Source organism: Nitrosococcus halophilus Nc 4 (assembly GCF_000024725.1).
GTDB classification, from domain to species: Bacteria; Pseudomonadota; Gammaproteobacteria; order Nitrosococcales; family Nitrosococcaceae; genus Nitrosococcus; species Nitrosococcus halophilus.
The window spans coordinates 1,404,680-1,420,140 of sequence record NC_013960.1 but is presented as its reverse complement, the minus strand read 5'-3'; the positions used below and the strand labels follow the sequence as shown (position 1 = coordinate 1,420,140).

Here is a 15,461-nt window from a genome sequence, read left to right as displayed (position 1 = left end):
TGACTAAAAACGTAACCGAACCTCTCCAAAAAAGCTTCTCCCTGCTAACGGTAAGTCATGGGGGATAAACGTTTTCGGACTGCTTACTGGGCTAGGCTCACGGGCATCAGAATCAAATAGATTACGCACCGAAAAAGCGATTTCCCAATGCTCCTTCAGAACCATCCGACGGAGGGTTAAATCAAAAATACTGTAATCGTCGATTTCAAGTCGATTATCACCGGCGACACGGGATCGATCTATAATCCAGTTAAGCTGGGGATTTAAGTGCCAGTCAGGTAAAAATTCCCAGTCTGCACGCAAATAAATCTGATGATGAGGTGCATTGCCTGCGTTTTCGTCTGTCTTTTCATCCGTCGACTGTTGAAACGCATAGTTGCCTAATAAATGAAAATCATCAGTGAGCCCCCAATCAGCTTCCAGCTCCATACCAAAACCAGTCTGTTCACCCGCATTTCGGGCGATATGTCCAGCAACCCCCGGCTCGGACACAAATTGGATGATATCGTCCCATTGATAATGAAATAAGCTCAAGGCAAAGTGCAGCTCATCCGTTGGCCGATAATCAAAAGCCAACTCTATCGTTTCAATAGTTTCCGGGTCCAAGTCAGGATTACCTAAGGTTACAGGGTTATTAATATTGAATAATTCAGCGAAAGAAGGAGCACGAAAAGCCCGCCCATAGAGAAATTTGGTGGTCAGGTTATAGCGGGTCAGCCAAACCAGGGCGAGGCGGGGGTTGACGGTATGACCAAAATCCGAGAAATGATCATAACGCAAGCCGGCTGTAAGCTCCCAATCATTAGCAAAATTCCAAACTTCCTGCATGAAGAAATAATAATTTTTGCGATTTTCCTCGCGTAGGAAGACAAGAGACAAGTCTCCCGTAACATCTCTTAAGCTTCCAAGAGGTTGTGGTAACCCGGTTATAGGATCCTGGAGAAAATTTTTAGTTTCCTTAACCTTATAAAGATCACCATAATAAAATCCAGTACCGACACGCAACTGGTGTTTATCAAATCCCTTATAGAAAGCTGAAATATTAAAGCGAGCATGACGCTCAAATACTTCCGGATTGCCAATCACACCCTCTGGAAAATCTACTCCAGGGACTGCGCCAAAATCTGCTCCTGGTGGAAATAACCGGACATCCTGTTGAACTTCCTGAGTCGTATCCAAATAACTGAGTTGCGCCATGACATCCCAATTCTTAGTAAAAAACTCCGGATTATGATAAGTCAAATCCACATTCCATCGGTCGCTGGCAAATTGTCCGTTAGGATCCAGGGCTTCTGCCACACCGGCACCGGTTTCGAAATTCCGCCGCCGTTGTAAACCTGCCCGTAGGCGCCAATGCTCCCGCGTGATATCCAAGCGAGCATCGAAATTCTCCCGCTGCAAATTCACGGGACCAGGAGCAAGGGAAGCATTAGTACCGAAAACATCATCAAAGAAAGTTTGAGCGTCCGCATCGATAATCTCTCGCTGACCATTGGTATCACCATACTCCAGCATTACCGCTATATCAAAGCCACCCCAACTCCCTCCATGCAATGCCCAAGCATCCCACGTACTAAAACTCCCTGCGCGCACGCCCACCTCGGTCCCTTTTATGTCTTGCTTAGTCTTGGTGATGACATTAATCACACCGGCAAAGGCGTCAGCTCCGTAAATTGCCGATCCCGGCCCCCGGATCACCTCAATGCGGGAAATGGCTTGTAGCGGCATCCCGCCCCAGATTTGGTTCCGATCTCCATGGAATAAATTGGTAATAGGAATACCATTAATTAAAACCAGCACCTGGGGATTGAATTGTGAAAATATCCCGCGAAAACTATAAATAGGATTGTATCCCTGGGGGGCTCTTGCCACATGCAACCCTGGTATAGTTTCCAGCACTTCATCTAAGTCTGTTGCACCAATCTCTTTAATGTCTTCGGCTGTAATGACCGTTGCTACCGCAGGTGCCCTAGGAACAGGTTTTTGCTTTCCGGTAGCAAGGGAAATCATATCCTCACTACCATAAACAAAATCCATGGTCTCCTCATCTTCCTGCCCCAGGTTCTGAGCCATCACTTTAACCGCAAATAGCAGGAATAAAAAAAAGAGGAGGCGGGTTGCAAACACCATAATATTGATGTGATCGTATAGGATATATTTAAGAAATAAAATATATATTTCTACTCCTAGGAACTAGAGCCAATAGGAAGGAAAATTTTTCACCAGATAACCGATCCATTCCCGACCCATAGTTGGGAACTTCCCATTACTCACAAATTGACTGCTCTCAGTCTTAGATAGCATTACTTTGATTCTATACATACCTTATTTGGAACTTCCCAATAGCGATGTTGTTTGCCTTCATATTTAACCCGATCACAACGCAAAGGAAAAAAGGTACCCTCCGACTTTTTTAGTGCATCTAAATAACAAGGAAACATACCCGCAGAAAAACATAAAACTAAGTAGTGATAATATTCACGGCGAGACAACCCCTGATCTGCTGCTAATGCTGCTGCCACGGCAGCAATATTCATATACAAACGCCACCGGCCTTTTAACAAAATTTCCTCGATAGCAAATGCAAGCTCCAGATAAGGACCTTGAGCAAAGCCTAATTCTCCAGCTAAAGCCATAAGCGGTTCAATACGTTCGTCTTTTTTTGTAATAGGACGACCATATCCTGGAATAAGTTTATATTTTTTTAATTCCTTCCTGACAAGCTCTTCTATATCGGCACCTTTATCTAATTGGCATTTTGTCCGCAGTAAAAAATCAATAGCCCGAATATCTGGCCGCCGCCCATAGATCGATGCTTCGGAGACGGCATTCGCTGCTCCTATAGCTAACGCAGCGGTGCTTCTAGCCGTACCTGCTAGCGCGGCAACACGATTATTCCACAACCTTGGATCGGGATAGCTCGTGCACAATGTCCAAATGCCTTCAAACAGCCGGATCTGTTTCTCATTAGGAATCTTCCCTGTAATGCCATAAAGAAGCAAACCCATCCAGGGAAGATCTTGAAGCTCATGAAATAAATCCTTGCCGCGGAAAACGACCCGCTCCCCCGGAAACCAAGCCCCTATGTTCGTCACCCAATGGTCTTCATTTTCGAAAAGATATTCAGGTCCTTGCATAATCTCTATTCCTAATATTTTATCCGGTAAGTTATCGGAGTCGTGGCAATAGCAACGCTCTACAATTGTGGTTCAGTGCTTAATTTCAAACCATTGGCAAAAAATGGATAGCGGCGCCAGCCATACTCTTGCTGCTCCAAAGCATGGGCGGCTGCCCCAGGTAAGCGGAGTAACAGATACAGCATCTCACCTTGTTGAATACTAAAGTCCAGGTCAATCATTGCTGCAGCGGCTACCCCGCTCATCGCCAAGGGGCAATTGGCCGCAGCCTCAAGTTCCAATCGATGTTGCTGCAACCAAGTTAAAACACCTTCGGAGTGATACTTTGCCAGAAAAGCGAGGGTTTGCCGCACCGGCGTGGCACAACTGGCGCCATGGGGATCAAAACCAGGAGGGTGCTCCAAGGGCAACCAAATATCAGCCCGTTCCTCTTGCAGGGGGTGTTTAAGACGCTCCTGCCATGCCATTAAATTTTTACCGCAGTCCTGCCAATAGGCCATAGCCACAGCCACTTCATGGGCACCATTTAACTGACCGGCACCAACCGCAAGGGCAGCCATCAGAGAGGAAGCGGAAGTGGAGCCGCCTACCCCGGCGCACATGGCGGCACGAACGCTGTGTTCCCGCGGCCCTGGGTTAGCGACAGCCACGGCAAGTCCTTCCAAAAGTTTGGCCTTCTCTGGAGCGGGACGCTCTTGTTTTAAGAGCAGGTATAAATATTCAATCCAACTGGCTTTACCCAACAAGTCCCCGTAAACGTCATACCCGGAACAATAACAAGCCGCCGCCGCAAAAGGGTTATCTGGTTCCGCAACTTCTTCCCAGACCCGGCTATGGATAACCTCCCGTTCCTTGCTCATTGCGACGTCCCCAATATCCGTATCCGGGTCTTGATGGGGGGCACCTCCTCCGGATCGACTCGCACATCAATAAGAGTGGGACCTGGCCGTTGACAAATGGCCTCAATATCAAGTTCAAGCAGGTCCTGCGGAGCGTGGATAACATGACCGGGGACTCCCATGGCCTCAGCATAGGCACAATAATTGATTTGTGGGAGTTCAAAGGCGATGGGTTCAGCCTTTGCTAATCGCTGGCCATGCTTCACCATCCCTAGGGCGGCATCATTTAGAATAATGAAAATCACAGGCAATCTTTCTTGAATCGCCACGGTAATCTCTTGACCACTCATGAGCAGACTACCATCCCCCGTAATACATACCACCGGGTTGCCGGGGGCGCCTAACGCAGTCCCCACAGCGGCGCCAATAGCCCACCCCATCGAGGCAAATTCCAGACAACTACGGAATATCCCCCCTCTCGCATCACGCCGACCGGCTAAACGCCGATCGGAGGGTTGTAAGTAGTGGATTGCCCAAGCCATGCTGTTTCCCGTATCTGCTAGGAAGCGAGTATTGGGGGGAAACAAGCGGGTGAGCTCCCTCATTAGCCGTTGCGGCTTAATGGGCGTAGAGTCATCGTAATACTTCGCCTCCTCGTCAAGCTGAAAATGCCACTTTGACTCTCGTACTGTGGTACTCCGCATGGGGGAATCATGTCGCCTGCGTTCTATCCGAGAGATCTGTCCCGCTTCTTTCGGCAGGCGGCTGTGAAGATAATCCAATACGCGCTCGCAAATGGTGTCAATTGTTCCCCGTACGTGCAACCGGGCCATGGGGGTGCGAGTCAAATTACCCTCTGTGTTCTCTATGTGGATTAGCCGGTTATTGAGAAGCGTATTTGCATCCCAGCCATTGCTCGCCCATTCCCCCAGGTTAGCGCCAAATACCACCACGGCATCCACTTTTGGATCAGACAAGGCCTCACTGGCACTGAGATGCCCGGCAAAACCAACGACACCGCGGAATAAGGGATGATAGGGACTAACCAGCCCTTTACCATGGGGCGTGGTAACCACTTCGGCCTGAATTAACAGGGCCAGTTCCAGAATAGTGCCAATCGCTTCACTACATTCTTCCCCTACCACAAACACGACTTTCTTTGCCTGTTCAATCTGGCAACAGAGTGCTTTTACCGCATCATCATCTAGCAAGGAAGGTTGATGTAACAGGGTGGCGAGATTATAGGAAGGTTTTTCAACGGGGCTGGTACTACGCAAGATATCTAAAGGGATGCTCAGATGGGTGGGACCGCGGGGGGACTGATAGGCCATCATGATCGCCGTACTGAGCTTATGTTCCAATTGGTCCACGTGGGAGACTAAAGTACTATAGCGGGAGCAATACTGAAATAATCCGACGGTGTTAATTCCGGTACAAGAGGATTCCTGGAAAGCCCCCCGCCCAAAATTACTCAAAGCGGTCTGGGCGGTAATCACCAACATGGGAATATGGTTCTCATAGGCTGAGGCCACCCCTGTGATCAGGTTGGTGGCACCCGGACCGGTAGTGGCGCAACAAACGGCTAGCTTGCCGGTCTGACGCCCATAACCATCAGCCATAAAGGCAGCCCCCGTTTCGTGGCGGGCGACCACTGATCCCGGCCCCCCACGGCGGGCGCTGCGGGCTAAAGCATTATATAATGGCTCAATAGCGCCTCCCGGCACCCCAAACACATAGTCCACAGATAATTGCGCCAAATAAGCAACTAATAAATCTCCTGCCTCTAATTGTGGCTGAGATACGCTTCCTTGGGCCACGCTAACCGTTCGACTTGGCATCACGAACATCTCCCCCTTGTGAGAACTGTACTTGCTACTTTCAGAATCAGGCCCAGGTATAAAAAAAGATTAGAAATTTTCCCTTGCCGCTAGCGAGTATTAATACCAATTTAATCAAAGAATGCAATTTATTAAGGCTTCAAGTGCTTGTTTAAACTGCATCTATACAATGCAAAGTCACATAAAATTGGTATAAGCGCTTAGGATTTGAGACCTGGATTTTGTCGCGCCCAGCATTTAGCAAAGGGGAAACCTATGTTTTCAATTGTGAGCCGTTGACTCTGGCTTTATGGCCTATGCAACGGCCCTTCCAAATATAACTTTAGGTTTTAAAACGGTATCGCTTAATACCTAGAGGGAAGTGTTTAGGCCTTGCCAAAAGGAAGGAATTAGGATTCTCGGAGGTCAAGAAGACTTCAACGAAACATTTGCGGTGCTGCAAGTCTGATCGTAATTTACGTAGCCTGGAAACACCGCGCCCTCGCTGCAATAGGCACAATGGGATCGCCGCGCCAGCTTGAGTTCGGAAAAACTAGCTTTAAGGGCATCATAATACAGCATCCGGCCGAGCAGGGGCTCGCCCAGTTTCAACAGGATTTTAAGGGCCTCCACCGCCTGCAATAGGCCGATAACACCGGGCAACACGCCAAGGACACCCGCTTCGGCACAGGAAGGGGCTAATTCCGGGGGGGGCGGTTCCGGATAGAGACAACGGTAACAGGGGCCTGAGCGGGCCGGCCAAAAGACACAGATCTGGCCTTCGAAACGGTACACGGCCCCATACACATTGGGCAGTCCCAATTTAACGCAGGCATCATTGACCAAGTAACGGGTGGGAAAGTTGTCGGAACCATCGATGACCACCTCATAGTCCCTACAAATCTCTTCCACGTTGCGGCTCTCTAGACGGGATTCATACTCGTTGATACGGATGGTGGGATTCAACGCTGCCAAAGTTTGACGGGCGGAGGCCACCTTGGGCATCCCGACCCGATCATCCCGATGCAGGACCTGGCGTTGGAGGTTGCTGCGGTCCACCACATCGTGATCAACCAACCCTAGAGTCCCCACCCCTGCCGCTGCTAAATATAAGCTGGCAGGCGATCCGAGCCCTCCGGCCCCCACCAACAACACTTTGCTCGCCATCAGTTTTTGCTGGCCTTTCTCTCCGATTTCCGGCATCAGAAGATGGCGGGAATAACGGCTCCGCGCCGCCCCATCTAATATCTGCGGCACCTCAAAAGGCAAACCCTCATCTTTCCAGCGGTTAAACCCTCCGGCAATGGAACGAACATCCCCATAACCCAGTTGCTTGAGGCTTTCGGCGGCAAAAAGGGAACGTGTTCCACTCCCGCACAGGGTGAGCACGGTGCAATTGAAGTCCGGCACACTTTGTTCAACTCGCAGCTCTAAATATCCTCTTCCCAGGCGGTAGGCACCCGCAGGACTACCTTGGGCAATCTCTTCACTTTCTCGAACATCGATAAGCACGGCACCTTTTGCTTGCAGCGCCAATGCCTCTGTCGGCGTTATTTCCGGAATGCTCCGTTTCAATGACTGTAGCCGGCAATCTTTGCCACTGCCCCCGGCTACCGCGGGAATAATGGTGAGGACATCCCCGTCCTTAAGAGGGGTTTCCAGTCCTTGCAAAGCGAGAATATTATCCTCCCCCAAAAAGAGATTCACGAAAGGACGAACTTCACCTTCCGGAGTCAGCAAGCGATTTAAAATACCCGGATGAGCCACCCCTAATGCCTTAAGGGCACCGCCTACCGTATCGGCTTGAAGTTGCAATTGCTCCGCTCCGCCCACATCACCCCGTAAGGGGGAGGGAATGTGAACCGTAATTTTGCTCATACTTGGATGGCCTCTTCGAGAAAGCTTTGGCTCGGGGGTTAATCTTAATAATTAAGACCCTACAAACTGGTTTAAGGGGTGTCCAGGAAGATATAATCCAGCCATGGTTAAAAGAATATATCGAAAAATTTGGGTAAGTGAACGGCAGCTAGCCGCCTCCCATGGGAATCCTAGCCGGTTATGGATGGTCGCGTCCTGATCATTGCCGGCTCGGATTCCGGTGGCGGCGCTGGAATTCAGGCTGACATTAAAACCGTCACCGCCCTGGGTGGCTATGCCGCCACGGCAATTACCGCCCTCACCGCCCAAAATACCCAAGGGATCTTTGCGGTGCTGCCGGTAGCGCCTCATTTCATCGCTGAACAGGCACGGCGGGTGCTGTCGGATATCGGCGCCGACTGTATCAAAATCGGGATGCTCCATTCAGCGGCAGCTATTGAAACGGTGGCCGATGTTTTGGAAGAGCTGGCGAGGGGCATTCCTCTCCTTCTTGATCCGGTGATGATAGCCAAAGACGGGACTCCACTCCTTGATCAAGCCGCCCTCAAGACCTTAAAACAGCGTTTGCTCCCCCAGACCCACTTGATTACGCCGAATCTCCCGGAGGCCGCAGCGCTTACCGGCCTTAACATCAGCCATCCTGAGGCCATGCCAGAGGCGGCAAACGCATTGCTGGAGCTCGGCCCTACCGCCGTCCTGCTCAAAGGGGGGCATCTTCCTGGCCATCACCTCCATGATCTGCTGATGACACGGGATTATAAAGAAAGTTTCCAAACCCGGCGCATCCCGACCCCCCATACCCATGGGACAGGATGCACGCTGGCTTCGGCCATTGCCACCGGCCTTGCTCAAAAGCAACTCCTTCCGGAGGCGGTTCGGCGAGCCCATGCCTATGTACAAGAGGCAATCCGCACCGCTCCCGGCCATGGGCAAGGCCAGGGACCGCTCAACCATACCCATACCGTGAGTCCCTTTGAGGTCTAACCTCTTGCGGATATTCCAAGAACTTCCATAAATCCCTATACAAAATTAAGCAGTCATCATTCAAGATTATTCATCCCTTACTTTACTCTTAGATTAGGAGAAAAACAGTCCATGTCCAACAAAACACTCCAGATTACCGATGACCTCTATGACTATCTGCTCTCGGTTTCCCTCCGGGAGTCCGATATCTTGCGGGAACTTCGGGAAGAAACCTCGACCATGCCCAGGGCCAATATGCAGATTTCCCCGGAGCAAGGTCAATTCATGGCCCTTCTCATAGAGCTACTAGGCGCTCAAAAGACCCTAGAGGTAGGGGTCTTTACCGGCTATAGCGCGCTTTGGGTGGCCCTCGCGCTACCCTCCGAGGGACGGATTGTGGCTTGTGATGTCAATCCCGACTGGACTGGGATCGCCCAGCGCTATTGGCAACGGGCCGGCGTGACCAACAAAATCGATTTACGCCTGGGACCGGCTATTCAGACCCTGGATCAACTCATCGAAGCGGGGGAAGCGGGCACTTTCGACTTTGCCTTTATCGATGCCGAGAAAGTAGAGTACGAGGATTATTACCAACGGGCCTTGGAGCTGGTACGCCCCGGCGGCCTGATCGCCGTTGATAATGTCCTCCGGGCGGGGCGGGTCATCGACCCTAGCTTCACCGATGAAGATACGGGCGCTATTCGCGCTTTCAATTTAGCCCGGCTGGAAGACGAACGGGTCACCCTGAGTATGGTGCCCATTGCCGATGGACTTACCTTAGCACGAAAGCGCTAACCTGCCCGATAAAAATAGACCCCTTGAGCAACCCATTTCCTGCCCAGTGAAATGGGTTGCCACCTTTGCCCTTCGCTTTGATTTCCCCAAAAAATGACTATGCTTACATTCATTGGGCTGTGCCTAAAAGCACATTGGTGGTGTTTTAAATGGAGAGAATTGAGCAAATGCTTGGAATCTCCAGATCTGGAATACTACCCAGCGCACCTATCCTAAATAACCACCTTGTCTAAGGGGAAACCTTACCCCAGGGCATTGAAAGACAAACAAACTTTGCTATTCAGTGGGGAACACTGAAATGCCCATCAGCCACCAACAAAGAAAAAATCCTCCCCAGTCTTCCGATCTCATTCGCTTTCCCCTAGTACAGCCCGTGCACACCACCGTGAGGGGTCGGGCGCGGTTTAAAATACCGCTTCTTTACCGTGCCCGACACCTGAAAGCACCCCTAGAGAAAAAGCTACAAGCACTAAAATCAATCCATAGCGCCAGCATAAATCCTGTGCTGGGAAGCGTATTAGTTCAATTCGACCCTGCTGTTCCCCTCAGCGAGATTATTGCTTTAATCCAGCAGCAGGTCGCCACTGTGGTGCGGGATATCCCTCCCCCTGAAAAGAAAAGTCCCCAAGCCTCCAAAGCTCACGGCTCGTCAAGTGGCTTTGCCACCATTACTTCGATTTTCGAGTACTGGACCCGACGCAACGAGCCTAAACCAGACCAATTCGCCGGAAGCAAATCGGAACAACCGAAGGACGCCTCCAGGGGGCACGCCAAGGAAAGCGCCCATCAAAACAACTCACTCCCCCTGTCGACGCCCGCGCCCACTGGGGACGGCGCCACCTGGCACAGCCTTGAATCAGCCCAGGTGCTGCAGCACTTAGACAGTGATTTCCATTCCGGCCTGACGACCGCCGAGGCCAGCCAACGCCTGGCCCATTATGGGCCTAATCAATTGCTGCAAGCCCAAGCCCGCTCCCCCCTGCAGATCTTTTTGTCCCAGTTCAATAGCCTCCCGGTTTGGTTGCTAGGCGCTTCTGCGGGTATTGCTATTTTCACCGGGGGGATGGTGGATGCCGCCGTTATCCTCGGAGTGGTGCTCATCAACGCCACCATCGGCTTTGTAACCGAACGATACGCGGAACGGACCCTCACTACTGCCCTTGCCCAGATGGACTCCCATACCACCGTGGTGCTCCGGGAAGGTCAACCCCTGCAAATGTCTGCAGAAGAAGTGGTCCCGGGGGATGTGATCTTGCTGGCCCCTGGCAATTATGTCCCTGCCGACATCCGATTATTAGCCGCGAAACGCCTCAGTCTGGATGAGTCCGCCTTAACCGGAGAAAGCTTGCCCGTTGCCAAAGACCCTGAGTTTCTCGGCAAAGAGGAGACGCCCCTCGGCGACCGCTTGAACATGAGCTACATGGGAACGATGGTCACCGGGGGCAACGGCCGGGGCATTGTCGTCGCCACTGGAACAGCCACCGAAATCGGCAAAATTCAGGCTATGGTGGGCAGCACTAAGCTCCCGGAGACCCCTATGGAACGGCAACTGGACCAAATAGGGACCCAACTGGCCATCCTCAGCGCTGCCGTTTGCGGAGGAGTCTATGTGGTGGGCTTGTTGCGGGGCTATAGCTGGTTGGAAATGCTTAAATCCTCTATCTCCCTGGCGGTTGCCGCCGTACCGGAAGGCCTGCCCCCGGTGGCCACCACCACCCTGGCCCTGGGCATGCGAACCATGAACCGGCGCAAGGTACTGATCCGGCGGCTGGATGCAGTGGAAACCCTGGGCTCGATACAGGTGATTTGCCTGGACAAGACCGGCACCCTTACCAAAAACCGTATGACCGTAGTAAATATCAACACGGGAAGGGGAGAAATTATCGTCAACGATGGCCATTTCTACCTCTCTGGGGATCGGATCGAGCCGGCGCAACTCCAAGATCTCTTGCGTCTTTTCCAAGTCATCGCCCTCTGTAACGAATCCGAATTGGAGACAGACAACACCACCAACGGTTCCTCCACGGAAAATGCCTTGCTAGAAGCCACCGGCCTGGCGGGTATTGATATCCACCAGCTGCGGCAAGAGTTTCCCAGGCTCGAAACTCAATACCGTGCCGAAGGCCGCAACTATATGAAAACTACCCACGCTTCTCCCTCTCCCGAGGGCAAGCGGTTTTTAGCCGTCAAGGGCAGTCCCTCCCAGGTGTTGGCCATGTGCCGCTGGCATACCCACAATGGCAGGCAAGTTGAAATCCAGGAGGAGGACCGAGCCGCTTTTCTAGCCCAGAATGAGGCCATGGCGGCAGACTCCCTGCGGGTGCTGGGCGTTGCCTACACTTGGCTAGAGCCGGATCAACCCTCCAAAAACGCCAAACTGACTTGGCTTGGCCTGGTGGGAATGAGCGATCCGGTACGCACCGGCATGGCCGAGCTGATGAATCGCTTCCACGCCGCCGGTATCGATACCGTTATGATTACCGGCGATCAAAGCGCTACCGCCTATGCCATTGGAAAACAACTTAGCCTGGCCAAAGGGGAACAACTCCAAATCCTCGATTCCACCCATTTGGAAAAACTAGACCCAGAACTGCTATCGGGGCTGGTGCAGCAGGTCCATGTTTTCTCCCGGGTCAGCCCGGCCCACAAACTGCAAATCGTGCAAGCCTTGCAACGGGCAGGAAAAGTGGTAGCCATGACCGGCGACGGGATCAACGATAGCCCGGCGCTGAAGGCCGCCGATATCGGGATTGCCATGGGCAGTACGGGAACGGAAGTGGCCCGGGGGGTCGCCGATGTGGTGCTGGAAGATGATAATTTGCACACCATGGTCGGCGCTGTGGAACAGGGCCGCACTATCTACGGTAATATCCGCAAATCGATCCATTTCTTGCTGGCCACCAACTTTAGCGAAATTGAGGTGATGTTGGCCGCTATCGCCCTCGGCCTCGGACAACCCCTCAATCCCATGCAGTTACTATGGATCAACCTCATCACAGATATCTTTCCCGGTCTCGCTCTGGCCCTCGATCCCCCCGATAAGGAGATCCTGAATAAATCTCCCCGGGATCCCCGAGAATCCATTATTCAACGCCAAGAACTCAAGCGAATGGGGCTGGAATCGGTGGCGATCGCTGCCGGCAGCTTATCCAGTTATGGCTATGCCCTGTGGCGTTATGGCCCTGGCCCTAAGGCAGGCACCCATGCCTTTACCAGCTTGACCTTAGCCCAATTGCTCCACTCCTATAGCTGCCGCTTCCCCCAGCAGAGCCTCTTGAGCGGCGGCCGGCCTCCGCCTAACCCTTACCTTAACTGGGCGGTGGGGGGCTCCATTGGAGCCCAAGCCTTGGCCAGCTTGATTCCGGGACTGCGCAATATTCTGGGTATCACGCCTATCAGCCTCATAGATGGTTTGGTCATTGGGGCCGGGGCCACCCTCCCCTTCCTCATCAACGAGGCCACCAAGCCTACAGGCAAACTTCCAGCCCCTCTCAGCCCGGAAACCGACCCTCCCGCAGCCGAAGCCAACCCTCAAGGAGAATCCTAACACCATGAAAACAGACTTCATGTTCACCTCTGAATCGGTCACCGAGGGCCACCCGGATAAACTTTGCGACCAGATTAGCGATGCCATTGTGGACTCCTTTTTGGTCCAAGACCCCTTGTCCCGGGTCATTGCCGAATGTGTGGTCTCCTCCGGAGTCCTGTTCCTGGCCGTCCGCTTTGCCTCCAAGGCCACTCTGGATATTCCCGGTATCGCCCGCCGCGTGGTTCAGGAGATTGCTTACCCGGAGCAGGTCTTCAATGCCCGGGAGTCGACGATCATGACCAGTTTTCAAGAACTCCCTCTGGATCATCAGGTATCGGCCCATGAAGACCATATGAGTGAGGAAGAAATCGATCAACTCACGGTGCCCAATCAAGCCACCATGTTTGGCTTTGCCTGTAATCAAACGGCGGCCTTTATGCCCCTTCCCATCTGGTTGGCCCATCAACTGGCCCGGCGCTTATCCGTCGTCAGGCTTAAGAACCAACTGCCTTACCTTTCTGCCGACGGGCAGACTCAGGTCGGCGTGGAATATCGAAACCGCCGACCTGACCGAATTCACAGCATCACCGTCGTCGCCACCCAAAAAGAATCCGGAAGCCCTGCTCTAAATACCTTACGAAACGATCTAATCCAACATGTGGTTGAGCCTGTTTTCCAGCATGAGTCCCTTTCCCTGGATAATAAAACCAAAATCTGGATCAACCCGGATGGACCGGTTATCGGCGGCGGCCCGGCCTTACACGCCGGACTCACTGGCCGCAAAAATGCAGTCGATAATTATGGAGGTTACTCACGCCACAGCGGCGCTGCCTTGAGTGGCAAAGATCCCACCCGCATTGACCGGGTGGGGGCCTATGCCGCCCGCCATGCGGCCCGTACCGTGGTAGCGGCTAAATTGGCGGAAGAATGTGAAGTGCAACTGAGCTATACTCTTGGTCAAACCCGACCGGTGAGCATCCAAGTGGAAACTTTCGGTACCGGGAAAATCGAGGATAGTGAGATCCAGCGGCGGCTTGAAGAAAGTTTTGACTTTCGCCTTGGTGGGATTATTCGGAAATTTCGACTACGGGAACTCCCGAGCATACATAAAGACGGGTTTTACCGAAAACTGGCTACCTATGGGCATTTTGGGCGGATGGACATGATCCTGCCCTGGGAACAGGTGGATCCCCAGGTGTTGCTTGATTAGCCCGGGTAATTCACAAGATCACCACTAAGGCACCAAGACCACATAGCCTAAAACGCTACTCTGGTGAGAAAAATGGAACCCAGTATCGCAAGCGCAAATAGTCTAAGGACTAGGATGGCTTCTTTTCAGAACTAGGCCGCCTTTTCCACCTGCGCTCAGGCTAGATAGGCCCGCTCTTAGCCGTGATCAATCTTTCACCTTGCACGGGGGCCACACAACCGCGTAGCGCATCGTCAATAAAGGTGGATGAACAACCGATATCCTGACAGCGCTTTTTAGTAAAGGTTTTCGTGTCCTCACCATCGAATTGGATTTTCTGATTTTTCTCGGCGCGTACCATAACGGGCACGATTGGAATTTGCCCCTCCCTTGTCTCCAGCCACAGCGGAAGTTCCGTTTTACCCTGAATCGTTTTCGAGCCAGAGAGCCGTATTTTCCGCTCACCGAGGGCATGTCCCCACCGGTCGATCAACCGAATGACCACTTCCCCTTCTCCTTGAATCCGCACTTCCATGCCCGCTACTCCACTTCGTCGATATAAGTATGGGCGCCGATAAGGCGGCCAACGGCGATTGTTCCCGGCGAATCAATGCGGTAACCCGGGTCTTCAATTTCCAGGATGGCCATTCCAGCCCCTTCAATACCCGGTGAGGGAACATGGGAAGGGGCATGGAAGGATTGAAGGGGCCGGTCCTGTCCCGCAAAGATGAGAAAAAGCTTGACATAGGCCCCGTCAGTAAGATCCATCGATCCGGTATGCCTATTAAAGGCAACCCCGCCTATCTTCTCGGCGGCGATCTCGCGAACGATGGTAGTATCCCCATCAAGGGTGTCAAAGGCGTGGGCGAAGAGCCATGGCACCGATGTCACCGTAGGATCGAAGAATTCGGCCACCTCCATCTGAATCATTATGCTGCCCTTGGCCATGGTTGCACCTCCTTGATGGAAAATTTAACGCTCGCTTCTGGAAAAGAAAGCCTTATCTATATGGGGTGGTTAACTCCACATCTTTATGAGTCTAGTTGCCCAAAGAAGAGATTTCATCAGCGCGAAAGTAGTGCCTGGAGACTAGAAGGAGTCCTGGAGAAGGTCCCGCTGGAGACCTAGAGAAAGAAGAAGAGCTGAAAGGATGGGCATCTATCCCTAGCAAGGCAGTAACTCTAATCCCACCAGCCGAGAGGAAAAAACCTCTAGAGAGCTCCATGCCCCCGGACCTCGATTTGTTTTAAAGATTGCTATCAACGGGCCGATAAAATACCAATGAGGTAACCCAGAGGAATGGGCCGAATGCGC

The 15,461-nt window shown here is 52.3% G+C and carries 11 protein-coding genes; 4 read left to right on the top strand and 7 right to left on the bottom strand.

Translation table 11 applies throughout. From position 1 onward, the window contains the following. Positions 1 to 3 precede the first annotated feature (3 nt). The 5 genes from NHAL_RS06845 to moeB form a co-directional block, all read right to left on the bottom strand. A complete protein-coding gene (locus tag NHAL_RS06845) occupies positions 4 to 2,073 on the bottom strand; it encodes a TonB-dependent receptor plug domain-containing protein (protein WP_275261072.1) in 2,070 nt (689 codons plus the stop codon). 230 nt (positions 2,074 to 2,303) lie between these two features. Next, entirely contained in the window at positions 2,304 to 3,137 is an 834-nt protein-coding gene (locus tag NHAL_RS06840; protein ID WP_013032445.1) for a citrate/2-methylcitrate synthase, read from the bottom strand. A 59-nt stretch (positions 3,138 to 3,196) separates the two neighbouring features. After that, positions 3,197 to 3,997: a citryl-CoA lyase gene (locus NHAL_RS06835; RefSeq protein WP_013032444.1), complete on the bottom strand. Its 801-nt coding sequence runs from the start codon at positions 3,995 to 3,997 to the stop codon at positions 3,197 to 3,199. After that, positions 3,994 to 5,814: a thiamine pyrophosphate-binding protein gene (locus NHAL_RS06830; RefSeq protein WP_013032443.1), complete on the bottom strand. Its 1,821-nt coding sequence runs from the start codon at positions 5,812 to 5,814 to the stop codon at positions 3,994 to 3,996. Before NHAL_RS06830 ends, NHAL_RS06835 begins: the two co-directional genes overlap by 4 nt. Before the next feature lie 405 nt (positions 5,815 to 6,219). Continuing rightward, positions 6,220 to 7,671, bottom strand: coding sequence for a molybdopterin-synthase adenylyltransferase MoeB (gene moeB / locus NHAL_RS06825; protein ID WP_013032442.1), 1,452 nt, complete (start codon positions 7,669 to 7,671; stop codon positions 6,220 to 6,222). A gap of 180 nt (positions 7,672 to 7,851) precedes the next feature. On the opposite strand from moeB, the gene thiD reads away from it, so the two are divergent. From thiD to metK, 4 genes are all read left to right on the top strand, one after another. Then, entirely contained in the window at positions 7,852 to 8,655 is an 804-nt protein-coding gene (thiD, locus tag NHAL_RS06820) for a bifunctional hydroxymethylpyrimidine kinase/phosphomethylpyrimidine kinase (protein ID WP_013032441.1), read from the top strand. Between the two features lie 111 nt (positions 8,656 to 8,766). Continuing rightward, complete coding sequence (locus tag NHAL_RS06815; RefSeq protein WP_013032440.1) at positions 8,767 to 9,429, top strand: class I SAM-dependent methyltransferase; 663 nt, start codon at positions 8,767 to 8,769, stop codon at positions 9,427 to 9,429. A gap of 298 nt (positions 9,430 to 9,727) precedes the next feature. After that, the gene (locus NHAL_RS06810; RefSeq protein ID WP_013032439.1) at positions 9,728 to 12,976 is read left to right on the top strand and encodes a cation-translocating P-type ATPase; all 3,249 of its coding nucleotides are present in this window, start codon (positions 9,728 to 9,730) and stop codon (positions 12,974 to 12,976) included. Positions 12,977 to 12,980: 4 nt separating this feature from the next. Beyond that, complete coding sequence (gene metK, locus NHAL_RS06805; protein ID WP_013032438.1) at positions 12,981 to 14,168, top strand: methionine adenosyltransferase; 1,188 nt, start codon at positions 12,981 to 12,983, stop codon at positions 14,166 to 14,168. Between the two features lie 160 nt (positions 14,169 to 14,328). Here the strand turns inward: metK and NHAL_RS06800 are convergent, their stop codons facing one another. Both NHAL_RS06800 and NHAL_RS06795 read right to left on the bottom strand, forming a co-directional pair. Then, positions 14,329 to 14,682, bottom strand: a complete 354-nt coding sequence (locus tag NHAL_RS06800) for a hypothetical protein (RefSeq protein WP_013032437.1) — start codon at positions 14,680 to 14,682, stop codon at positions 14,329 to 14,331. Positions 14,683 to 14,687: 5 nt separating this feature from the next. Next, on the bottom strand, positions 14,688 to 15,095 hold the full coding sequence (locus NHAL_RS06795) for a hypothetical protein (protein ID WP_013032436.1): 408 nt from the start codon (positions 15,093 to 15,095) through the stop codon (positions 14,688 to 14,690). Between the last annotated feature and the right edge of the window lie 366 nt (positions 15,096 to 15,461).

What these genes read in the sequence shown, in the direction of transcription:
- NHAL_RS06845 (WP_275261072.1), bottom strand. Translation starts at nt 2,073, where the DNA reads ATGGCTCAGAACCTGGGGCAGGAAGATGAGGAGACCATGGATTTTGTT.
- NHAL_RS06840 (WP_013032445.1), bottom strand. Translation starts at nt 3,137, where the DNA reads ATGCAAGGACCTGAATATCTTTTCGAAAATGAAGACCATTGGGTGACG.
- NHAL_RS06835 (WP_013032444.1), bottom strand. Translation starts at nt 3,997, where the DNA reads ATGAGCAAGGAACGGGAGGTTATCCATAGCCGGGTCTGGGAAGAAGTT.
- NHAL_RS06830 (WP_013032443.1), bottom strand. Translation starts at nt 5,814, where the DNA reads ATGCCAAGTCGAACGGTTAGCGTGGCCCAAGGAAGCGTATCTCAGCCA.
- moeB (WP_013032442.1), bottom strand. Translation starts at nt 7,671, where the DNA reads ATGAGCAAAATTACGGTTCACATTCCCTCCCCCTTACGGGGTGATGTG.
- thiD (WP_013032441.1), top strand. Translation starts at nt 7,852, where the DNA reads ATGGATGGTCGCGTCCTGATCATTGCCGGCTCGGATTCCGGTGGCGGC.
- NHAL_RS06815 (WP_013032440.1), top strand. Translation starts at nt 8,767, where the DNA reads ATGTCCAACAAAACACTCCAGATTACCGATGACCTCTATGACTATCTG.
- NHAL_RS06810 (WP_013032439.1), top strand. Translation starts at nt 9,728, where the DNA reads ATGCCCATCAGCCACCAACAAAGAAAAAATCCTCCCCAGTCTTCCGAT.
- metK (WP_013032438.1), top strand. Translation starts at nt 12,981, where the DNA reads ATGAAAACAGACTTCATGTTCACCTCTGAATCGGTCACCGAGGGCCAC.
- NHAL_RS06800 (WP_013032437.1), bottom strand. Translation starts at nt 14,682, where the DNA reads ATGGAAGTGCGGATTCAAGGAGAAGGGGAAGTGGTCATTCGGTTGATC.
- NHAL_RS06795 (WP_013032436.1), bottom strand. Translation starts at nt 15,095, where the DNA reads ATGGCCAAGGGCAGCATAATGATTCAGATGGAGGTGGCCGAATTCTTC.